Raw genomic sequence first — 22,316 nt, 5'->3', positions numbered from 1 at the left:
CCGCGAGCCGGTTTTTCGAATCACGGGACGACCCGGATTTCCAGGCCCATTCCATGTTTGACCACTTGCTCATCGCCAATCGCGGCGCCATTGCCTGCCGCATCCTGCGCACCTTGCGCACGCTGGACGTGACCGGCGTGTGCGTCTATTCCGAAGCTGACCTCGGCAGCCTGCACGTCTTGCAGGCCGACCGCACCATCTCGCTGGGAGAAGGACCGGCCGCCCAGACCTATCTTGCCGTGGACAAGATCCTGGCCGCCGCCCGCGACAGCGGCGCGCAAGCCATCCACCCGGGCTATGGCTTCCTCTCCGAAAATGCCGCCTTCGCCGAAGCCTGCGAAGCGGCCGGCATTGCCTTCGTCGGCCCGACGCCGCCGCAGTTGCGCATCTTCGGACTCAAGCACACCGCGCGCGCACTGGCACGCGAACAGGGCGTGCCGATGCTGGAAGGCACCGACCTGCTGGAGAGCATCGATGATGCGCTGGCCGCTGCATCCCGCGTCGGCTATCCGGTGATGCTGAAGAGCACGGCCGGCGGTGGCGGCATCGGCATGCGCGTCTGCCGCAGCGATGCCGAACTGGGCGATGCCTTCGATTCGGTGCGTCGCCTGGGCCAGAACAATTTCAGCGACGCCGGCGTCTTCATCGAGAAATATATCGAGCGCGCCCGCCATCTGGAAGTGCAGGTCTTCGGGGATGGCCAAGGCGAGGTGATCGCATTGGGTGTGCGTGACTGCTCGGTACAGCGACGCAATCAAAAGGTGCTGGAGGAAACTCCCGCCCCCAACCTGCCCGAGGGCATGGCCGACGCCTTGTGCGCGGCGGCCATCAAGCTGGCCAAGGCGGTGAACTACCGCAGTGCCGGCACGGTGGAGTTCGTCTATGACAGCCTGGCCGGGCAGTTCTACTTCCTCGAAGTCAATACGCGCCTGCAGGTGGAACATGGCGTGACCGAACAGGTCTGGGGCGTGGATCTGGTGCGCTGGATGATCGAGCTGGCCGCTGGCGACCTGCCGCCGCTGGCGCAATTGGTGGCCGGTCTGCAGCCGCGTGGCCATGCGATCCAGGCGCGCCTGTATGCGGAAGACCCGGGCCGCCAGTTCCAGCCTTGCCCGGGCCTGCTGACCGCCGTCGGTTTTCCGGACGCCGATGGACAGGCGTTGCGCATCGATACCTGGGTCGAGGCCGGATGCGAGATCCCGCCGTATTTCGATCCCATGATCGCCAAGCTCATCAGCTGGCAGCCCACCCGCGAGGCAGCCCGTGTGGCGCTCAATTCCGCGCTGCGCGAGACCGCGCTGTACGGCGTGGAGACCAACCAGCACTACCTGCGCCAGATCCTCGACGATGTCCCGTTCGCCAGCGGCCAGCCATGGACGCGCTGCCTGGAACATCTGGTTTATCGCGCCGATACCGTGGAGGTGCTGTCGCCCGGTACCCAGACCACGGTGCAGGACCATCCCGGCCGCATCGGATACTGGGCGGTCGGTGTGCCGCCCTCGGGCCCGATGGATGAGCGCGCCTTGCGGCTGGGCAATCGTCTGCTGGGCAATGCCGAGGATGCGGCCGGATTGGAAGTGACGATGATGGGTCCGGTATTGCGCTTCAATACCGCTGCCTGCGTGGTGGTGACCGGTGCCGTGATCCCGGTGCTGCTCGATGGCGTGGCCCAGCCAATGGCCACCGTGCTGCACATTGCTGCCGGCAGTACCTTGAAGCTCGGCACCATCAGCGGGGCCGGTGCGCGCAGCTACCTCGCTGTGCACGGCGGCGTGCAGGTCCCTGCCTATCTTGGCAGCCGCAGCACCTTCACGCTGGGCCAGTTCGGTGGCCACGCGGGCCGCGCGCTGGCCAGTGGCGACATCCTGCATCTGCTGCCGCTGGCCAGCGATGAGATGCCCGCGGCCGGCCAGGTCTTGCCGGCCGATCTGTATCCTGCGCTGGAGCAGGTGCGGCCGGTCCGCGTGATCTATGGTCCGCATGGTGCGCCGGAGTATTTCACGCCGGCCTACATGGAGACCTTCTTCGCCACCGACTGGGAAGTCCATTTCAATTCCAGCCGCACCGGCGTGCGCCTGATCGGTCCCAAACCGGAATGGGTGCGCGACAGCGGCGGCGAAGCCGGGCTGCATCCCTCCAACATCCATGACAATCCCTATGCCGTGGGTGCCGTCGATTTCACCGGCGACATGCCGGTGATCCTCGGGCCGGATGGCCCCAGCCTGGGCGGCTTTGTCTGCCCGGTCACGGTGATCGAGGCCGATCTCTGGCAGATCGGCCAGCTCAAGGCGGGCGACAAGGTCCGCTTCATTCCGGTGGACGTGAGCACGGCACGCCGCATCGCTCTGGCAGCGCATGCCGGTATCGCCAGCCTGCAGGCGCAAGCGGTGGACTGGTCGCCGGCACCGCTGGCTTCGCCTATCGTGCTGGACCTGGGCCAGGACGAACAACGGCTGGTGGCGCGCCTGTCGGGCGATGCCAACCTGCTGCTGGAAGTGGGTAGCCCGCAACTGGACCTGGTACTGCGCTTCCGCGTGCACGCCCTGATCGCGGCGCTGGAAGAACAGGCCTTGCCTGGCGTGATCGACCTGACCCCCGGCATCCGTTCGCTGCAAGTGCATTACCAGCCCGAAGCGCTGCCCTTGCCAAGGCTGCTGGAAACCATCGCCGGATTGTGGGACGCCGTCTGTGCCCGCCAAAACCTGACGGTTTCGTCGCGTATCGTGCATCTGCCTTTGTCCTGGGACGATCCGGCCTGCCAGCTCGCCATCGAGAAATACATGACCACGGTGCGCAAGGATGCGCCCTGGTGTCCCAGCAATCTGGAATTCATCCGCCGCATCAACGACCTCAAGGACATCGGTGCGGTGCGTGAGACGGTCTTCGATGCCAGCTACCTGGTCATGGGACTGGGCGACGTCTACCTGGGCGCGCCGGTGGCCACACCGCTGGACCCGCGCCATCGCCTGGTCACCACCAAGTACAACCCGGCGCGCACCTGGACTGCCGAGAATTCGGTGGGCATCGGCGGCGCCTACATGTGTATCTATGGCATGGAAGGGCCGGGCGGCTACCAGTTCGTGGGCCGCACGCTGCAGATGTGGAACCGCTATCGCGAGGTCGCCGCCTTCCGGGGCAAGCCGTGGTTGCTGCGCTTCTTTGACCAGATTCGTTTCTATCCGGTCACGGCCGAAGAATTGCAGACCATCCGCCGCGATTTCCCGCTGGGCCGCTTCGAGGTCGGCATCGAAGAGACCCAGCTGAACCTGGCGGACTACCAGGAGTTCCTGCAGCGCGAAGCCGAGGGGATTGCCGCCTTCCGCCAGCACCAGCAGGCCGCCTTCGATGCCGAACGCCAGCGCTGGATCGCCAGCGGCCAGGCCAACTACGAGAGCGAGGAGAGCAGCGCCATCGTGCAAGATCACCAGCCGCTGCAGGCGGGCCAATTGTCCGTGGATGCACCGATTGCCGGCAACCTGTGGCAGGTCAAGGTCAGTCCCGGCCAGCGTGTAGCGCAGGGTGAGCTGCTGATGATCTTGGAGTCGATGAAGATGGAAATCAACATCACCGCGCCTGAAGCGGGCATCGTCGCCGAAGTGCGGGTGCAGCCGGGTAGTCCGGTGCGCGCGGGACAGTGCGTGCTGGTCATGGAAAACACTGAAGAGGAGGCCGCATGATCCATTCCTTTGACCTGCGCATCGATGCGCTCACGGCGGCCTATCGTGATGGCAGCCTGTCGCCGCGCGCCGTGATCGGCCGCCTGCGTGAGAGTGCCATCGCGCTCAACCCGCAATACCGGCTCTACATCCATCTCTTGAGCGAGGAGGAAACCGAGCCCTACCTGCAGGCACTGGAAGGGCAATCCCCGCACAGCCTGCCCCTGTATGGCGTGCCGTTCTCGATCAAGGACAACATCGACCTGGCCGGCATCCCCACTACGGCCGCCTGTCCGGCCTTCAGCTACGTGCCGCGCGAGAGCGCCACGCTGGTGGCGCAGCTCATCGCACTGGGCGCGATCCCCGTGGGCAAATGCAATCTGGATCAGTTCGCCACCGGCCTCAACGGCACGCGTTCGCCCTATGGCGCTTGCCGCAACAGCGTGCATCCGGATTATCCTTCCGGCGGTTCATCCTCCGGCTCGTCGCTGGCGGTGGCATTGGGCTTGAGCAGTTTTGCACTGGGCACCGATACCGCCGGCAGTGGCCGCGTTCCCGCCGCCCTGAACAATCTGGTCGGGTTGAAGGCGACCAAGGGTTTGCTCTCCACTGCCGGCGTGGTGCCCGCCTGCCGCACGCTGGATTGCGTGACCTTCTTCACTGCCACGGCGGCCGAGGCCAGCCACCTGCTGGCGCTTTGCACGCAGGCCATGCAGCCCGATGAGCGCGATGAATACAGCCGCGCCAACCTGCCGCACAACGATGCTGCGGCCTTCCAGCCACCGCGCAAAGGCTTGCGCGTGGGGGTGCCGCGTCAGCTGGAATTCCTCGGCTGCAGCGAGAGTCCGGTCCTGTTCGTGGAGGCGCTGGAGCAGATGGAGGCCATCGGCGGTGTGCCCGTGACCATCGATTTCACTCCCTTCCTGGAGGCAGCGCGTCTGCTCTACGAAGGGCCGTGGGTAGCAGAACGCTACAGCACCATCGAGGCACTGCTGCAGGAACGGCCTGAGGAAATCCTGCCGGTGATTCGCGACGTGCTGCGCAAGGCACCGCAGTTCAGCGCCGTCGATACCTTCCGCGCGCAATATCGCCTGCAGCAACTGAAGGCCGAATGCGACCGCATTCTGGCCACCGTCGATTGCGTGGTGACGCCGGCCTATCCGCGCCCGGTGACGCTTGAAGAATTGCGCGAGCAGCCAGTGCAGCGCAATTCGGACCTGGGCTGGTACACCAACTTCATGAACATGCTGGATTACGCCGCCGTGGCCACGCCCATGAATTTCATGAAGAACGGCCTGCCCTGGGGCATCACGGTATTCGGTCCGGCCTTCAGCGACCAGAGGCTGCTGGGTGTGGCCGATGCCCTGCAGCGCGCCCATGGGCGGCCGCTGGCCGGGCAGCGTCACATCGAAAGCCGGCTGCTGGCTGCTTGAAAGAGCGAGGGCAGGGAGGCCGGATCAGGCGTCCGGCAGGATCTCGGTCAGCGACAGGATCGCCTGCGCCACTTCGGCAATGCGCCGGTTCTGGTTCATCGCATGCTTGCGCAGCAGGCGATAGGCGGCCTCTTCGTTGAGACCCTGCTTCATCATCAGCACGCCCTTGGCGCGTTCGATGAGCTTGCGTTCTTCCAGGCTCTCGCGCACGGTGGCCAGTTCCTGGGTCAGGTTCTGCAGGCGTTCGGACTGGGTGCGCAGGATGTCGACGATGGATTGGGTCAGGTGCGGGCCCACGCCCGCGCTCAGCGAGCCGTCCGGCAACGGCTGGCCATCCAGGCCGGAGGCGAAGGCCGTCAGCGAGGCCAGCGGATCACGGTCATCGGCCTGCGTGAAGAACTGGCCCTGATGGTCCAGGTCCTTCTGCAATTCGCGGATCTTGTCCTGGCATTGCGACTGCACGTATTGCGCGAGATGGATCTCGACCTGATGCAGGCCATCCATGCGGGTGGAGCAGCACTGATACCAGGCATCGGCCAGCTCGGGATCCAGCGGCCGGCCGTGGGCGGTGAGCAGCTTGCGGCGCAGGCGTTCCAGATCGGCCAGCGGCAGCGTGGCCTGCATGGCGCTCCATTCATTGCGGAAGCCTTCGGCGAAGGATTCGAAACGGCGCAGGGCCTGTTCCTGCATCTCGATCTGGGTCTCGATGGTCTGTTCCTGTTCGCGCGTGATCTTGCCCGTGACGAAGGCGGCAGCGCCGGCGGCCCGTTCGCGGCCGGCAAATTCCTTGCCTTGCATCAGGTTGAACAGCGCCACCAGCAACCGCGAAATCTGCGGATCCACCGCCACGTCAGCGGCTTCGAATACCAGCGCCAGCAAGGCACCCACCACGGTCTTGAAACGCTCGTAGCTGGCCGCCGGGGTGCAGGCCAGTGCGGCCACATCGGCGCGCAGCTTGGGCAGCCCGTCCAGCGCATGCAGGGCGAAGGCGATGCGGGTGTAGAGGCGAGCGCCGTTGGAGAGGGCGTTGTCGGGGACGGTGGAGCCGAGCCAGGTGTCGAACTCGCACTGGGCCGCCTGGCTGGCGGCCACGCGCTCCTGCCAGGCCTGCGCATCCCGCTCGCCGCGCGAACCGAGATAGATGTTGGACAGGCCGCGTTCCTGCTGCAGGCAATGGATGAGCTTGCCCACGGTCAGTACCAGCTGGCAGGTGTGTGCCAGGCGTTGCAGTTCTTCCGCTTCGCAGCGGCGGGCGGTGATCAGGTAGTTCAGGACTTGGCTCATGGCGGGCAGGGCTAAGAATCACAATGGCTGGCCGCATCGCGAGCAAGATTCGTGCGATGCATGGATGTCCCGGATTGTAATGGAATCGCCCCGCCCGGCGCTTCCCCTGCCAGCGCTAGCGGGCGATATACCACTCGTAGCGATGATTCCACGCCACGAACAGGTTCATCGTGATGGCGCCGACCAGCGAATAGAACACGCGATCCATCGGCAGGAACAGCGCCGCCGTCGCAAACAGCGCCAGGTCGAAACCCATGAGCAGCCAGCCGGCCTTGAAGCCGGTGCGCTCTTGCACATAGGTAGCCAGGATGCTCATGCCGCCGCAGCTGGCCTGGTGGCGGAACAGGCCGATCAGGCCAATGCCCACGCACAGGCCGGCCAGCACGGCACCGACGGCGGGATCGAGATGGCTGTAGCTGATGTAGTTGCCAGCCACGTTGGTCAGGACCGACACGGCGGTGACGGCCGCCAGAGTGCGCCAGGTGAAGGCCGCGCCCATGCGCAAGGCGGCCAGCAGGTAGAAGGGCAGGTTGATGATCGTGAAGGCCATGCCGAAGCTGATCCCGGTGGCATAGGTCACCAGGAAGGCCACGCCGGCGATCTGGCCGATGATCAGGCCCAGGCTGTGCAGCATGGACATGCCGAAGGCGATCATCACCACCCCGAAGAGCTGGCCCTGCAGGTTGTCGATCCAGCTGTGGCGCACGGCCGGGGTGGCAGGAGCCGTTGCGCGCGCAGGAGGCGCGGAGGCAATCGGCGAGGAGGGCGAGGAATCCGCAGTGGAAGTCGTCATGGCAATACCAATCATCAATCGTGGATAACGAACGCGTCACGTCAATGGCCAGGCCGGCGGGTAAGCTGACCCAGTCATCAGTGTGCAGCTGCCTTCAATCGCCGACAGCCGCCGCAGGTGCGCATGGTAATGGATTTGTTGCAGTGCGGCGACCGCCGGATGAGGCGGCGCGGCGCTGCTGCAACACTTCTCGGCTAGCAGGAAATGTGCCAATGCAAAAAAGAGCAGCAAGGCAGCAGGATTCACCTTGCTGGTGCAAGGAATTGGCCGCAGGAGGGAAGATGACGGGTCTTTGGCGCGTTGGCATTCATCTGCGCTACAGATCAATCCACTTGCGTTCATCGATCGGGCGCATGAGTCTCACCGCACAGGCAACGTGGATCGGGCCAGCGCACTCTGCGTGGCCCGAAGAAGGAGGGAGAAAGCGATCAGGGCACTGATGTGGCACCCCTGATCGCCTGCAGCGGCTAGGCCAGGTGCGTGCGGAAGAAGCTGGTCAGCTTGTCGAAGGGAATCAGGTCGACACGGTCGTACAGGTCCACATGTACGGCCCCCGGGATGATCATCAGTTCCTTGGGCTCGGCGGCGGCGGCGAAGGCGGTTTCGCTGAAGTAGCGCGAGTGTGCCTTCTCGCCATGGATCAGCAACAGCGGGCGCGGAGAGATTTCCTTGATGTAGCTGAGGATGGGCATGTTCATGAAGGACAGCGGCATGGTCCTGGTCCACGAGGCATTCGAATTCACCGAGCGCGGATGGAAGCCGCGCGGGGTGCGGTAGTAGTCGTGATACTGCACCAGGAATGGCGGCTCGCCGCCCTTGAGCTGGTTCATGACCGGACCATGTTCCGGCGTGCCGCGCTCGGCATCCTTCCAGCGTTGCTGGCCGAGCTGCTCCAGCAGCTCCGTGCGCTGGGCCAGCGTGACGCTGTCGTTGTAGCCGCGCGAGAGCACGCGTGTCATGTCGTACATGGTGCTGGCAACCACCGCCTTGACGCGCTTGTCTACAGCGGCCGCATTGAGGGCCATGCCACCCCAGCCGCAGACGCCGATCATGCCGATACGCTGGCGATCGACATGGGGCAGCAGGCCGATGAAGTCGACGGCGGCGCTGAAGTCTTCGGTATTGATGTCGGGCGAGGCGACATTGCGCGGCTCGCCGCCGCTCTCGCCGGTGAAAGAGGGATCGAAGGCCAGCGTGACGAAGCCGCGTTCGGCCATGGTCTGGGCGTACAGTCCGGAGGATTGCTCCTTGACGGCGCCGAATGGCCCGCTCACCACGATGGCGGCGATGCGCCCGCTGATGTTTTTCGGTTCATAGAGATCGCCTGCGAGCACGATCCCGTAGCGGTTGCGGAAGCTGACCTTGCGGTGCTCGACCTTGTCGCTGCGCGCGAAGGTTTTGTCCCACAGGGTGCCGTCAGCGCTGAACGGCAGCGCAGTAGTTTGCCTGGATTGGGCGTTGGCAGTGGTCATGAAGGTGGTTCCCAGGGCGGCAAGGCCGGCGCCAGCTGCCTTGAGCATGCCGCGGCGGCTCACGGTGGACGGCTCCGGACGGAGCGGGTTTTCTGCGGATTGGGTCGGTTCGTTCATTGCATTTCCGGTCAATGGCCCCCCGGGACGCCAAGGGGGAAAGGAAGTTCATATCGGCGCGCAACCCACCAGCCGCCGGGCAGAGGCTCGGCGGCTGTCGTCCTGGTGGATACGGACCATGCGCCGTGATGTGCCCCGGGCGGTCAGGGGGGAACCTCTCCGGGACAGAACAAAGTCTGTCAGGGGACCGCAGGACTGACTAGCTAATCAATGCTTAATTACCTTATTAGCCTGGCTAATGGATAGAGGTGTGTGTTCGCCTGCAGCTGTGACGACCACCCCATCGGAGTGGCCATGCGTGCGCTGTTCAGAGCGCCATGCTCCACACCTTGGCATGCCGGCCTGCGCCGTAGTAATCCATCATCATTCCGTGGCTGGCATCGAAGAGATGGTCGTAAAAACCCCAGCTGGCGCGATAGCGCGGCCCGCTGTTGACGACCAGTTTGGTGGCCCCGGCCGCACGGGCCTCATCGCAGGCGGCTTGCAAAAGCGCACGGCCGATTCCCCGTCCGCGCATGGCGTCGCGATGCACGAAGACATTGAGCAATTCGAGCGCGCTCCCTTGTCCCTGCGTATCCAGTGCGAGATGGCTGCTGATGCGCGCATCCGGACCCGACAGCGCCATGCAGCCCAGCGCGACGCCCTGCGCATCACGCGCCACCAGATAGCTGCGGTAGCGCCCATCGGCATCCCGCTCGCCGTTCATGCTTTGCCGGATGGCGGCGATCTCGACCTCGACCACGCTGCCATCGTGCAGATCGCGGACATGCTGGCGCAGGATCGTATCGAGTGCGGGAAGGTCGGCGTGCTCCAGCCAGCGTATGACGCCAGCTTCAGGTGCATGCGCTGCGGTGGCGTCTGCAGGCCGGGGATGCTCATAAAGGATGTCCCATTCTCCCTCGCCGGCCTGCACGAAGCCGTGGCGCTGATAGAAGGCATTGGCAGGGCTGTCGCGCAGGGCGGCCAGCTGCACGCTGCAGCCATGGCGGCGGGCATCGGCCAGAATGCGCCTGAGGACTTGCGCACCGAGGCCGCCATGCTGGAAGTCCGGATGCAGATACAGATGACGCAGCCGCAGCCTGTCGGTCTGTCGCTCCAGCACGAAGAAGCCTGCGGCCTGGCCTGCCTGCATGATGTGGAAGGTCACTTCCGGCACGAAGCCGCTGGTGAAGCGTTCGCGCGCCCGTTGCGGATCGAAGCGCCCGATCTGCTCCAGGCTGGGACGCATGGCGGTGATGCGCAGGGCGACCAGGTGGTCGAGATCCGAGGGGAGGGTTTGCCGGAACAGCGCCAGCGGGGCCAGGCGGAGCAGGGGAGAGCGCGTCATCTTGCGGGACCGGGGGCGCGGGCATCGGTCAGGTGGTAGCGGGGCTATCAGCATACCCGTGTCGGGGCTGGCGTGCCGGCTGCGGGCAGCCGTGATCTTGCGGTGATCTGTTCCGTGTACACTCCACGTTCCCTGCCCCTCCTCGTGCATCGCTCATGTTTCGTCTCAGGCTTTCTCTCGCCTTTGGTTTGCTGGTCGTGCTGGTCTGCGTGCAGGCCGGTTTCGTCTATTGGGGTGCCAACCGCGTCAATGACTATGCGCAGCACAGCCGGCTGGCCAGCGACATCCAGTCCGAGCTGCTGGAACTGTCCGCCAACAAGCAGCGCTTGCGCGTGTGGGCTTCGCAGCAGCTGATGGATGCCGATGCCTCGCCCGAGGTACGCGACCGCCTGCTGGCCAGCATGCAGGAGAGTGCCGCGCGCCTGCAGCAACTGGCACGGCGCGACATCACGCTGTGGACCGAGATCGCCGCGCGCGACCAGGTGCCGATCCCCGCCGATGTCGAACAGCTGGCGTCGGTGGCTGACCTGCTGAGCGACAACATCGCCGCCGTGCAGACCCGCCTGCTGGCCCTGGCCCCCTTGCGGGGCGATGCCGAATTCTCGGGCGTCTGGCGCGAGATCAATCAAGTCTTCGACATGGCGCGCGGACGCGACCTACGCGAGCTGCTCAACGGAGCCATCGAGCGCCAGCGCAAGGCGGTGCCGATTGCGCGCCTGGCCACCGAACGCGGCCTGGACCGGGTACGCACCCAGGCCATCTTCATGGTCATCATGACCTTGCTGGGAGCGGCACTGCTGGCGCTGCACCTGGGACGCCGCCTGCAACGGCCGCTGGAACGCTTGCTGGACGGCGTGCGCGCCTTGCGCGCGGGCCAGCTCGATCATCGTGTACCGGTCGGTTCCGGCGATGAATTCGATCGCGTCGCCGAGGACTTCAATGCCATGGCCGCCGAACTGCAGCAGCACCGCGCCGATGCCGATGCCGCCCGGCGCCGGCTGGAAGAGGCCGTGGAGGCGCGCACCGGCGAACTGCGCCATGCGCATGAAACCCTGCAGCACATCGACCTGCGGCGACGCCAGCTGTTCGCCGATCTCGGCCACGAATTGCGCACCCCCACCACTGCCATCCGTGGCGAAGCCGAGATCGCCCTGCGCGGCGCGGACAAGCCGGCGCAGGAATATCGCCAGGCCCTGCAGCGCATCGTCGAAGACAGCAAGCAGCTCACCGGCCGCATCAATGACCTGCTGCTCATTGCCAAGGCCGAAGCCGACCAGATCGTGATGCAGCCGCAGCCCATCCAGCTGCACGAACTGCTCACCGATGCGGCCGACGTTGCCGAAGCATTGGGCGCGGACAATCAGGTGAGCGTGCAGCGCCTGCCTTTCCCGGAGGCCGATGCCTGCTGGCTGATGGCGGATGCGGAGCGCCTGCGCCAGGCCATCGTCATCGTGCTGGACAATGCCATCCGCTATTCTCCGCGCGGGGCCGTGGTGAGCGTGCAATGCCTGCAGCAGCCGGATCGGGTGCAGATCTTGATCACCGACCAGGGCATCGGCATCGATGCCGACGAATTGCCGCAGGTCTTCGAGCGCTTCGTGCGCGGCCGCCGTGCGCGGGCGCATCGGGCCGACGGGACCGGCATCGGGCTGTCGATCGCGCGTGCCATCCTGCATGCGCACCATGGGGAGATCCGTTTGCAGAGCACACCCGGAGAGGGGACCTGCGTCACCATCGACTTGCCGCGCCATCCCGCACCGGTATCCGGCAGCCGAGACCACTGATCCTGCATCACCATGAACATCCTCATCATCGAAGACGACGCCCGCGTGGCCGATTTCCTCTCGCGTGGACTGCGTGCCGAAGGCTACCGCGTACAGCATGCCCGCACCGGGCCGGATGGCCTGCAGCTGGCTCGCGAAGGCGAGCATGCGCTGCTGTTGCTGGACGTGATGCTGCCCGGCATGACCGGGCTGGAACTGTGCCAGACGCTGCGCGCCGAGTGCAATCACGTCCCCATCCTGATGCTGACGGCGCTCAGCGATGTCGACGACCGCGTCGCCGGCCTGCGCCTGGGCGCGGACGACTATCTCACCAAGCCCTTCGCCTTCGAGGAATTGCTGGCCCGCATCGAGGCATTGCTGCGTCGCGGACGCGAGCAGCGCACCGTGGCGACCGTGCTGGAAGTGGCCGATCTGGTGCTCGATCGCGAGCGCATGCAGGTCACGCGCGCCGGCAAGCCCATCACGCTCACGGCCAAGGAACTGGCCTTCCTGGAATTGCTGATGAGCGCACCGGGCCGGCTCTACAGCCGCGAGCGCATCCTCTCCAACGTCTGGGGGGCCAACGAGGATCCGCTGACCAACATCGTCGACGTCTACATTCGCCGCCTGCGCAGCAAGATCGACGAGGGCCACGATCTGCCCCTGCTCAAGACCGTGCGCGGACTCGGTTATCGCCTCGACGACCAGCCTGCGTGAAGGGCCGGCCAGCGGCCGCCGTTCATCTTGCGTTCATCTTCCGCTCAGCGAGCCTTCATGGAAATCGCGGGTTGAGGTTCATCTCGCCTCTCCAGAATGGTGTTGCGCCGTTTTCGTGGCGCGGTGCCGGAGACGGCATCTGAACCAGTCCCCCTGAGAGGAAACCTGATGAACTATCGTATCGCCATCCCCCTGTTGACCCTGGCCGGTTTTGGCATCGCCACCGCCCTGCCGGCTGCGGCTCAGACCGCAGCGGCCGCACAGCCTGCCAGCGCCACCTGCGCAGCCGCCACCCCGAAGCAGATCGAAGCCTTGTTCGATCGCTGGAACGCCTCCCTGCGCACGGGTGATCCGGACCAGGTCGTGGCCAACTATGCTGCCGACGGCGTGCTGCTGCCGACCGTCTCCAACCAGCCGCGCACCAACCCGGCCGAGATTCGCGACTATTTCGTGAAGTTCCTCAAGAGCGGTCCGCAAGGCACGATCAACAGCCGCATCGTCAAGATCGGCTGCAACGTGGCCCAGGACGTCGGCACCTATACCTTCAAGTTCGCCGATGGCAAGAAGGTGCAGGCGCGCTACACCTATGTCTACGAGTGGCAGGACGGCAAGTGGCTCATCGCCCACCATCACTCCTCGGCCATGCCGGAGCAGGCGATTCGCTGAGGCGCATTGCCGGGTCAGCGGATCACGATAAATCGCTGCGCTGGTTCGTCCTGCTGTCATCGCCAAGACGAAAGGAATGTGCATGCGCCGCAGGGCGGACCAGCGGGCCTCTTGCCCATCAGTCCAGCGTGGTCCCGCGAATGATCTTGATCAGCCTCAGTGCCGCCGGCGAAAGATAGGTATCGCGCCGGTAGCTCAATCCCATCCGGCGCAGCATCGTGGTTTCTTTCAGCACCACCTCGCGCAGGTGATTGCGTCCGGCCAGCAGGTTCAGCTTGGAAGCAAAGCCCAGCAAATTGCTGCGCTCGATGAGCGGCATGATCATGTTCAGCACCGTCGGGGTGATCTGCACCGTCGGACGCGACAGGTGATGACGGTCGAAGACGTTGTCCAGCCACTGCCGGCTCAGTACGGATTGCGCCGGCAGCACCCATTGATACTCCAGCAGATGGCGCAGCCGGATCTTGCGGTCAAAGATGGGGTGATTGGGGCTGGCCATGACGACCATCTCGTCGCGCATGATTTCTTCGGTGTGAAACAGTTCGTCATCCTGGATCATCGGCCCCAGCACCACATCCAGTTCCCCCGCCTTCAGGCCCTCCAGCAGGGCATCGTTCATCGACACCTTCAGATCGATCGTGACCTTCTCCGCCTCGGCCAGCAACTGCTGGCAGATGCCCGGCAGGATGTGTTCGGCCAGGGTCGGGATGCAGCCCAGGCGGATGTTGCCTTCGCGCCCGTGCGCGTAGTCGCCGATCTCACGTGCAGTCTCGTCCATCATCAGGCTGATGCGGCGTGCGCGGTGCAGCAGGGCCTCGCCCACCGGTGTCAGACGGATGCCGCGACCCACGCGTTCGAACAGCGGTGCGCCCAGTTGTTCTTCCAGGCGATCAATGCACTTGGTCAGCGCCGGCTGCGTCTTGAAGAGCCGCTCAGCCGCCCGTCCCACGTGCCCTTCCTCGGCGATGACGGCGAAATACTTGAGATCGCGGAAGTCCATGATTCATTCCTGAAAGTTATGGATAACAAAATAAAAGCAAATATACATTAAATATCCCCGCACGTAGACTGCCCTCCAAACAAGAACCCTCGCCCTTCGCGGCGACGACAACACGGAGACCAGCACGATGCAAGACCTGCCTTCCCGGCGCGCTTTCCTGCGGCACAGTACACGGCTCGCGCTCGGCCTCGGTGCCATCGCCCGGCTGCCGCTGGCGCGTGCGCAAACCGAGCCCTATGCCCACTCCGCCGGCACGCAACACGCCGCCAGCCGCCTGCCCGCCGATGCCTGTGATTGCCACATGCACATCTACGACCCGCGTTTCGCGTGGGCACCGGGTGCCAAGCTGCTGCACGCTCCGGCCACCGTCCCCATGTATCGCCGCCTGCAGCAGCGGCTGGGCACGACGCGCAACGTGGTGGTGACACCTTCGGCCTATGGCGTGGACAACAGCTGCACCCTCGATGCGCTGGCGCAACTGGGTGCGACTGCCCGCGGCGTCGCGGTGGTCAATGACCAGGTCAGCGATGCCGAGCTGCAGCGCCTGCATCAGGCCGGCGTGCGCGGATTGCGCTTCAACCTGGCGCTGGGCTCGGTCACTACCGTGGAGATGATGGAACCTCTCGCACGCCGCGTGGCAGCGCTGGGCTGGCATCTCCAGGTCAACATGCCCAATGACGTGCTGCTGGCCAATCGCGCGCTGCTGTCGGCGCTGCCGGTGCCGCTGGTCTTCGATCACTTTGCGCGTATCCCCCTGCAGGCCGGTCCGGGCCATCCGGTCTTCGACTTCGTGACGGGACTCATGCGCGAGCAGCGCGCCAGCGTCAAGCTTTCCGGTGCCTACCTCTACAGCAAGCGTGGTGCGCCGGATTACGAGGATGTCGCGCCGCTGGCCCGCACCCTGGTGCAGACCGCACCGTCGCAGGTCGTGTGGGGCAGCGACTGGCCGCATCCGACCGAGCAGCACAAGCCCGATGATGCGCGCCTGCTCGATGTGATGACGACATGGCTGGGGTCCGACGCAATGCTGCGCACCGTGCTGGTCGACAACCCCGCCCGCCTTTACCAATTCTGACGGAGAACACCATGTCGCAGGTTTCCACCCAAGCCGCGGCGCACGCTGCCGCAGCCGGCTTCACCGCCGCCGTCAGCGAAGAAGCCACGATGAAGAAGGTGATGCGCCGCCTCATCCCCTTCATCCTGCTGTGTTACGTGGTCAGCTATCTGGACCGCATCAACGTCGGCTTCGCCGCGCTGACCATGAACAAGGACCTGGGCCTGACGCCCTCGCAGTTCGGTCTGGGTGCGGGTCTGTTCTTCATCGGCTACTTCTTCTTCGAGATTCCCAGCAACCTGGCACTGCACCGCTTCGGCGCGCGCATGTGGATCTCGCGCATCATGATTTCCTGGGGCGTGATCTCGATGGCCACCGCCTTCGTGGTCGGCCCCAAGAGCTTTGCACTGGCGCGCTTCCTGCTGGGCATGGCCGAGGCCGGCTTCACGCCGGGCATCTACCTGTATTTCACGCAGTGGTTCCCCGGTGCCTGGCGCGGCAAGGCCACGGCCTTTTTCCTGATCGGCATCCCGGTGGCCAACATCATCGGTTCGCCGCTGTCGGGTGCGCTCATGGAATTGCACGGCATGTGGGGCTTCAAGGGCTGGCAGGTATTGCTGCTGCTGGAGGCACTGCCGGCCGTGCTGCTGGGTGTGCTGTGCCTGTTCCTGCTGCCGGATCGTCCGTCCAAGGCGGCCTGGCTCACGCCTTCTGAAAAGCAGTGGCTGGAAAACGAATTGTCCACCGAGCAGAACGTGCTGGCCGCCCGCCATGGCAACAAGCTCAAGGATGCCTTCACCAACTGGCGTGTCTTTGCGCTGGCTGGTGCGAATTTCTGCGGCATCATCGGTTCGCTCAGCATCGGCCTGTGGCTGCCGCAGATCATCCGCGAGTTCGGACTGCCCTCGCATCAGGTCGGCCTGGTGGCGGCCATTCCCTACCTGGTCGGCGCGGTGGCCATGACGCTGTGGGCGCGCCTGGCCAATCGCAGTGCGCACCGCCTGTTCTTCGTGGCCGGGGCCATCGTGCTGGCGGCGCTGTCGCTGGCCATCTCGGCCTTCCTGCATACGCCGCTGCTGAAGATGCTGGCCATCACCATAGCGGTGGCGTCGATCCTGTCGTTCCAGGCGACCTTCTGGGCCATTCCCTCGGGCTTCCTGACCGGCCGCGCGGCCGCCGGCGGCCTGGCGCTGATCGTCTCCATCGGCAACCTGGGCGGCTTCGTCGGCCCGTCGGTGATCGGCTTCATCCGCGAAAGCACCCAGGGCTTTACCTATCCGCTGATCTTCGTGGCCGGTGCCTTGCTGCTGGGTGCCGTCATCACGCTGGCACTGGGTGATCCGTCCCGTGCCCCTTCCACTTCCAAGGAAACAGCATGAGCTTCTTTGCCCCGCCTCCCACGGTCGAAGCCAGCGTCTTCACGCGCTTGCCCGATCATTTCCGGTCCCCCCGCAAGAATGCCTGGGGCGATGCCAACCGGGGCGGCCTGCCCATCGATTCCTTCCTCGAAGGCCCGTCCTTCGACCGCCAGGGCCGGCTCTACGTCACCGACATTCCCTATGGCCGCATCTTCCGCATCAGCATGGACGGCCAATGGGAACTGGTCACTGAATACGACGGCTGGCCCAATGGCCTGAAGATCGACAAGAGCGGCCGCATCGTCATCACCGACTACAAGCGCGGCCTGGTGCAGCTCGATCCCGATACCGGCACCGTCACGCCGCTGCTGGAAACGGTTGGCTCGGAAGGCTTCAAGGGCGTCAATGACCTGGTGTTCGGTCCCAAGGGCGAGATCTATTTCACCGACCAAGGCCAGACCGGCATGCAGGATGCCACCGGGCGCGTGTATCGCCTGGCACCTGATGGCCAGCTGACCTGCCTCATCAACACCATCCCCAGCCCCAACGGCATCGTCTATGACCCGGCCCTGAACCACCTGCTGGTGGCGGTCACGCGGGCACAGCAGATCTGGCGCATCCCGCTGCATCACAACGGCGTGGTGGGCAAGGTCGGCGTGTTCGCCAACCTGCACGGCGGCATGGCCGGTCCTGATGGCCTGGCGCTGGATGCCGAGAGCTGCCTCTACATCGCCCACACCGGCTTCGGTTCCATCTGGCGTCTGTCGAAGTTCGCCGAACCCTTGCTGCGCATCCGCTCCACGGCCGGCATCTCGACCACCAACCTGGCCTTTGGCGGAGTGGATGGCAAGAGCCTCTTCATCACCGAATCCCAGACCGGATCCATCCTGCGCGCCGACGTGCCGGTGGCCGGCCTGCCCATGTATTCCCACGCTTGAGCGTGGTCCCCTGACTGCATCTTCAATTCTTCCATCAAAGGATCCCCATGAGCACCCAACCTGATTTCATCCGCGACATCGAACGCGTCGACGCTGCCATCGTGGCGCAGGCCGCAGAATTCCCGGCCTCCATCCTGGCCGATGTGGCCGGCCGTCGCGGTACCCTGTGCAGCCGCGTGGCACCGCTGTCGCCCTCCATGCGCGTGGCCGGACCGGCCGTGACGGTGGAAGTGCGTCCCGGTGACAACCTGATGATCCACGCCGCCATGGCCATCGCCAAGCCGGGCGACGTGCTGGTCATCGATGGCAAGGGTGATGAGACCTGCGCGCTGATGGGCGAGATCATGGTGTCGCAATGCAAGGCCAGCGGCCTGGCCGGCATCATCATCTATGGCTCGGTGCGCGATACCGAAGCGATCCGTGCCATCGGCTTTCCGGTCTATGCCGTGGGCGCCAATCCGAACGGCCCGACCAAGAACATCGCCGGCCGCGTGAACTGGCCGGTCTCGGTGGGCGGCACCGCCGTGCAGCCAGGTGACCTGATCGTGGGCGACGCCGATGGCGTGGTGGTGGTCGAGCGTGAGAAAGCCGCATCGCTGCTGGCGGCTGCCGCCAAGAAGGTGGCCGATGAAACCAAGCGCCTCACCGAAATCCGTGGTGGCGGCCCGCTGCGCCCGGCCTGGCTGGAAGGCGCACTGCGCAAGGGCGGCGTGCTGGCCGAAGGAGAATCGCTGTGATCGCTTTCAAGAAGGAAGTGGTGATCGTCACCGGTGTCGACCTGGCACCGCAAGCGGTTGAGATCCTGCGCGACTTTCAGCTGGTCTATGCCGGTGCCAAGCCGACCGAGGAAGACATGGTCAGGCTGGTGCAGCAACATCTGCCGGTGGCCATCATCGTGCGCTATGGCGGCGTGAGCGCGCGCGTGATGGATGCGGCCCCCGGCCTGCGCGTGATTTCCAAGCACGGCACCGGCATCGATTCCATCGATACCGAAGCGGCCAAGGCGCGCGGCATTGCCGTCAAGGCGGCGGCCGGTGCCAATGCGCCGGCGGTGGCCGAGCATACCTGGGCGCTCATCATGGCCTGCGCCAAGAACGTGGTCGGACTGGACCAGCGCATGCGCGAAGGCCACTGGGACAAGTCCACCCACAAGAGCCTGGAGCTGCGCGGACGCACGCTGGGCCTGGTCGGCATCGGTGCCATCGCGCGTCGCGTGGCTGCTGTGGCGGTCGCGCTGGAGATGCCGGTGCTGGCCTATGACCCGTATGCGAAGGACGCTCCGCAAGGCGTGCGGCTGGTCGATCTCGATACGCTGTTTGCGCAATCCGACGTGGTCTCGCTGCACTGCCCGCTGACGGCCGACAACAAGCACATGATCAATGCGCAATCGCTGGCCCGCATGAAGGACGGCACCATCCTGGTCAACACGGCGCGCGGCGGACTGATCGATGAACCGGCGCTGATCGCGGCACTGGCTTCGGGCAAGCTGCGCGCAGCCGGCCTGGACAGTTTCGAGAAGGAACCCTTCTCCGCACCGCATCCGCTGCAGGACGTCAGCAACGCCATCCTGAGCCCGCATATCGGCGGCGTGACGGCCGACGCCTACATCGCCATGGGCACCGGCGCGGCCAGCAACGTCCTGGCGGTATTGAACGAACAGACCGTTACCGGCTGATTCATAATGACTGACGGGCCAGCCGCCGACACAGGCGGCACCCGACTTCCGAGAGAGAGACATGGAGACCATCCAAGACGACAAGCGGCTCGAACAAGAGACCGTGCGCAAGGTGACCTGGCGCTTGCTGCCCTTCCTGATGCTGTGCTACCTGTTTGCCTTCATCGACCGCGGCAACATCGGCATGGCGGCCTTGCAGATGAACCACGACATCGGGCTCTCGCCCAAGATGTTCGGCTTTGCCAGCAGCCTGTTCTTCATTGCGTATTTCATCTTCGAAGTGCCCAGCAACCTGGCACTGCAGAAGTTCGGCGCACGCAAATGGCTGGCCCGCATCATGGTCACCTGGGGCCTGATCTCGGCCTGTACTGCCTTCGTGCAGGGGCCGGTTTCACTGTATTTCGTGCGCTTCATCCTGGGCGCTGCGGAGGCCGGATTCTTCCCTGGCGTGGTGCTGTACCTGACCTATTGGGTGCCATCGGCATATCGCGCCCGCATCGTGGCGCTGTTCATGGTGGCGATCCCGGCGGCCAGCTTCGTGGCCTCGCCGGTCTCGGCGCTGCTGCTGCAGATGGATGGCATCGGCGGATTGCGCGGCTGGCACTGGCTGTTCCTGCTGGAAGGGTTGCCGACCGTGTTGCTGGGCGTGGTCTGCCTGTTCTTCCTGACGGATCGTCCGGACCAGGCGCGCTGGCTCAATGATGCGCAGCGCCAGTGGCTGGTTGCCACCATGAACAAGGAAGCGGCCAGCCGCACCGCCAAGCAGCACATTCCCTTGTGGAAGCTGTTCAGCCAGCCGCACGTGTGGGGCATGGCCCTGGTGTGTGCCTGCGCTTCGGCGGCCGGTTCGGTGTTGAACGTGTGGCAGCCGCAGTTGCTCAAGTCCTTCGGGCTGACGGTGATGCAGACCGGCCTGGTCAATTCGATTCCCTACCTGGTGGCCTCGGTGCTGATGGTGTGGTGGGGCCGTCATTCCGACCGGACCGGTGAACGCCGCTGGCATACCGCCATTCCGCTGATCCTCATCGGTGGCGGCCTGGCGCTGGCATCGCTGGCCAATACGCTGGCCCCGGTGGTGCTGCTGCTGACCATGGTGTTGATTGGCGCATATTCGTTCAAGGGACCGTTCTGGGCCATGGCCTCGACCTGGCTGGCCACGGGTTCGGCCGCGGCCGGACTGGCGGGGATCAATGCCGTCTCCAACCTGATCGGCGGTGGCCTGATGGTCAACGCCTACGGCTGGATCAAGGATGCGACCGGCAGCTACGCCATGGCCTTGTTGCCGCTGGTGGGCTTGTCGGTGGTGAGCGTGGCCATCCTGCTGGTGCTGTCGCGCAAGTCGCGCGTGGCCGCTACCGGTGGTTTGAAGGAAGCCGTGCGCTGAGCACAAGCGTGATGACAAAAGAGCCGCCTTGCTTGCGCAGGCGGCTCTTTTGCATTGCGTGTCGCGGTTTCAGGAAAAACCGAACAAACTCGCCGGATTGCTCACCAGGATCTGATGGCGCAGCGCCGGATCAGGGGCCCAGGCGGCCAGCAGGTCGAACAGCACGGCGTCATCCGGTTTGAACTTTTCGGTGGGATGCGGCCAGTCGCTGCCCCACAGCGTACGCTGCGGTGCAGCCTGCAGATAGGCGCGCGCCAGCAGGCTGGTATCGGGATAATCAGGCGGCCCCTGCAACGTATCGGCATAGGGCTCGGAGAGCTTGATCCAGGTATTGCCCTTGGCCAGCAGGCGCAGGATGGCTTGTGCGCCGGGATGATCCAGCCCTTGCGGCTGCGGGATGCGGCCCAGATGGTCGATCACCACCGGGGTGGGCAGGCCGGCCAGCACGGTTTCATGCTCGGCGATCTGCGCGCCCGACATCAGCACCTGCACATGCCAGCCCAGCGGCGCGATGCGCTTTGCCGTGCGCAGCAAGCGGTCCACGGTAGTGATGCCCCAGCTTTGCGGCGAGAGGAAGTTGACCCGCACGCCGCGTACTCCCAACTGATCCATCTCCTTCAATTGCGCCAGTTCCACGTCATCGTCGATGACCACGATGCCGCGTGCCTGCGCGCCGAACTGGGTGAGTGCATCGAGCAGGCAGCGGTTGTCGCTGCCATAGGTGGAGGGCTGGACCACCACGTTGCGGGCGATGCCGAGCTTGGCCATCAGGCGCCGGTAGTCGGCTACGGTGGCGCCGTCGGGGCGGCCGCCGCGCCAGTGCGGCGAGACCGGGAAGCGCGCGTCATAGATGTGGTGATGGCTGTCGCAGGCCAGCGCTGGCGCCTTGAGCCGAGGTGGCTGGTCGCCGGCTGAGTTGGGAATGGATTGGGCGATAGCCGAGCGCGCTGCAGTACAGGCGAGCAGGCTGCCGGCCAGGAATTGTCTTCTGTTGACCATGGGTCTCCTTGCATTGTTGTTGTCGGGACGGCCGGGGCGCACCAGATCAGAGGGCACCAGCGTCTGCCATGGAGTCTAGTGATGGGGTGGGATGCAGACTATTTCCTTTTTTTTCTGCATTCATAACTGCGGGGAATGGATTGCAATTCAGGCCGAGAGGCCTGTTGACGACGCCTCGAACGATTGACTGCTTGCGTTAGTGACATTCTGCAACGAAGTGATCAGCCGGCGATGTCGGCCGTTCATTTGCCGGCGCTGTCCTCCAGCATCGAGCGCAACTGCAAGCGGCGCTTCTGCAATTCCGTGATTTGCTTGTCGATGGCCAGCAGCCTTGTCCGTTGTACGCCTTTGGTTTCCGGGCAGGCCAGTGCGCCATCGACGATCAGCATGCATTCGGGAAAACCCTTGATCTCGGCCAGATTGAATCCTGCGTCGAGAAAGCGGCGGAGCTGCTTCACCTGGGTGACCGCCAGTGTTGAAAACATCCGGTAGCCATTGTCCGATCTGGTGGAAGCCAGCAGGCCCTGTTCGTCATAGTGCCGAATGGCTCGAATGCTGGCTCCGGTGCTGTTGGCCAGCTCGCCAATCGAGAGCTGGCTGTGGCGCTGTTTGGTCTTCATCGCCTTGACTCCAAAAAATGGCTTGACCCTCACATTGATGTCAGGGTTGAGACTGCAAGT

18 protein-coding genes are annotated in these 22,316 nt (G+C 64.9%); 11 read left to right on the top strand and 7 right to left on the bottom strand.

What is annotated here, in order from left to right; genetic code table 11:
• The first annotated feature begins 53 nt into the window (after nt 1-53).
• Nucleotides 54-3,677, top strand: coding sequence for an urea carboxylase (uca, locus tag J2X56_RS16885; RefSeq protein ID WP_310161080.1), 3,624 nt, complete (start codon nt 54-56; stop codon nt 3,675-3,677).
• Nucleotides 3,674-5,089, top strand: coding sequence for an allophanate hydrolase (gene atzF, locus J2X56_RS16880; protein WP_310161078.1), 1,416 nt, complete (start codon nt 3,674-3,676; stop codon nt 5,087-5,089). The genes uca and atzF overlap by 4 nt, the downstream gene beginning before the upstream one ends.
• A gap of 24 nt (nt 5,090-5,113) precedes the next feature.
• On the opposite strand, the gene J2X56_RS16875 is transcribed toward atzF, so the two are convergent.
• The 4 genes from J2X56_RS16875 to J2X56_RS16860 form a co-directional block, all read right to left on the bottom strand.
• A complete protein-coding gene (locus tag J2X56_RS16875; protein WP_310161076.1) occupies nt 5,114-6,373 on the bottom strand; it encodes a nitrate- and nitrite sensing domain-containing protein in 1,260 nt (419 codons plus the stop codon).
• Between the two features lie 115 nt (nt 6,374-6,488).
• Nucleotides 6,489-7,166: a YitT family protein gene (locus tag J2X56_RS16870; RefSeq protein ID WP_310161073.1), complete on the bottom strand. Its 678-nt coding sequence runs from the start codon at nt 7,164-7,166 to the stop codon at nt 6,489-6,491.
• Nucleotides 7,167-7,633: 467 nt separating this feature from the next.
• On the bottom strand, nt 7,634-8,755 hold the full coding sequence (locus J2X56_RS16865; RefSeq protein WP_166675520.1) for an alpha/beta hydrolase: 1,122 nt from the start codon (nt 8,753-8,755) through the stop codon (nt 7,634-7,636).
• 307 nt (nt 8,756-9,062) lie between these two features.
• Nucleotides 9,063-10,082, bottom strand: coding sequence for a GNAT family N-acetyltransferase (locus tag J2X56_RS16860; protein WP_310161068.1), 1,020 nt, complete (start codon nt 10,080-10,082; stop codon nt 9,063-9,065).
• 155 nt (nt 10,083-10,237) lie between these two features.
• On the opposite strand from J2X56_RS16860, the gene J2X56_RS16855 reads away from it, so the two are divergent.
• From J2X56_RS16855 to J2X56_RS16845, 3 genes are all read left to right on the top strand, one after another.
• Nucleotides 10,238-11,866 carry a HAMP domain-containing sensor histidine kinase gene (locus J2X56_RS16855; RefSeq protein WP_310161065.1) on the top strand — a complete coding sequence of 543 codons (1,629 nt, stop codon included), beginning with the start codon at nt 10,238-10,240 and terminating at the stop codon, nt 11,864-11,866.
• 12 nt (nt 11,867-11,878) lie between these two features.
• A complete protein-coding gene (locus J2X56_RS16850) occupies nt 11,879-12,562 on the top strand; it encodes a response regulator transcription factor (protein WP_134134346.1) in 684 nt (227 codons plus the stop codon).
• A gap of 168 nt (nt 12,563-12,730) precedes the next feature.
• Entirely contained in the window at nt 12,731-13,228 is a 498-nt protein-coding gene (locus J2X56_RS16845; protein WP_310161062.1) for an SgcJ/EcaC family oxidoreductase, read from the top strand.
• Nucleotides 13,229-13,346: 118 nt separating this feature from the next.
• On the opposite strand, the gene J2X56_RS16840 is transcribed toward J2X56_RS16845, so the two are convergent.
• The gene (locus tag J2X56_RS16840; RefSeq protein ID WP_121040882.1) at nt 13,347-14,228 is read right to left on the bottom strand and encodes a LysR family transcriptional regulator; all 882 of its coding nucleotides are present in this window, start codon (nt 14,226-14,228) and stop codon (nt 13,347-13,349) included.
• 127 nt (nt 14,229-14,355) lie between these two features.
• On the opposite strand from J2X56_RS16840, the gene J2X56_RS16835 reads away from it, so the two are divergent.
• The 6 genes from J2X56_RS16835 to J2X56_RS16810 all read left to right on the top strand — a co-directional run bounded on the left by J2X56_RS16835 (nt 14,356) and on the right by J2X56_RS16810 (nt 20,637).
• Complete coding sequence (locus J2X56_RS16835) at nt 14,356-15,303, top strand: amidohydrolase (protein WP_134134349.1); 948 nt, start codon at nt 14,356-14,358, stop codon at nt 15,301-15,303.
• 11 nt (nt 15,304-15,314) lie between these two features.
• The gene (locus J2X56_RS16830) at nt 15,315-16,661 is read left to right on the top strand and encodes an MFS transporter (protein WP_121040878.1); all 1,347 of its coding nucleotides are present in this window, start codon (nt 15,315-15,317) and stop codon (nt 16,659-16,661) included.
• On the top strand, nt 16,658-17,578 hold the full coding sequence (locus J2X56_RS16825; protein ID WP_310161057.1) for an SMP-30/gluconolactonase/LRE family protein: 921 nt from the start codon (nt 16,658-16,660) through the stop codon (nt 17,576-17,578). Before J2X56_RS16830 ends, J2X56_RS16825 begins: the two co-directional genes overlap by 4 nt.
• Before the next feature lie 47 nt (nt 17,579-17,625).
• Entirely contained in the window at nt 17,626-18,315 is a 690-nt protein-coding gene (locus tag J2X56_RS16820; RefSeq protein WP_121040874.1) for an RraA family protein, read from the top strand.
• Nucleotides 18,312-19,253 (top strand): hydroxyacid dehydrogenase, encoded by a 942-nt coding sequence (locus J2X56_RS16815; protein ID WP_310161052.1) that lies wholly within the window; start codon nt 18,312-18,314, stop codon nt 19,251-19,253. Before J2X56_RS16820 ends, J2X56_RS16815 begins: the two co-directional genes overlap by 4 nt.
• A gap of 61 nt (nt 19,254-19,314) precedes the next feature.
• A complete protein-coding gene (locus tag J2X56_RS16810; protein WP_121040870.1) occupies nt 19,315-20,637 on the top strand; it encodes an MFS transporter in 1,323 nt (440 codons plus the stop codon).
• Nucleotides 20,638-20,706: 69 nt separating this feature from the next.
• On the opposite strand, the gene J2X56_RS16805 is transcribed toward J2X56_RS16810, so the two are convergent.
• Nucleotides 20,707-21,636: an amidohydrolase family protein gene (locus tag J2X56_RS16805; RefSeq protein ID WP_310161047.1), complete on the bottom strand. Its 930-nt coding sequence runs from the start codon at nt 21,634-21,636 to the stop codon at nt 20,707-20,709.
• 242 nt (nt 21,637-21,878) lie between these two features.
• Complete coding sequence (locus J2X56_RS16800; RefSeq protein ID WP_121040866.1) at nt 21,879-22,256, bottom strand: MerR family transcriptional regulator; 378 nt, start codon at nt 22,254-22,256, stop codon at nt 21,879-21,881.
• Nucleotides 22,257-22,316 lie beyond the last annotated feature (60 nt).

The organism is Herbaspirillum sp. 1173, assembly GCF_031455335.1.
Classification (GTDB): Bacteria; Pseudomonadota; Gammaproteobacteria; order Burkholderiales; family Burkholderiaceae_D; genus Herbaspirillum; species Herbaspirillum huttiense.
This window is presented reverse-complemented; position numbering and strand designations above follow the sequence as displayed.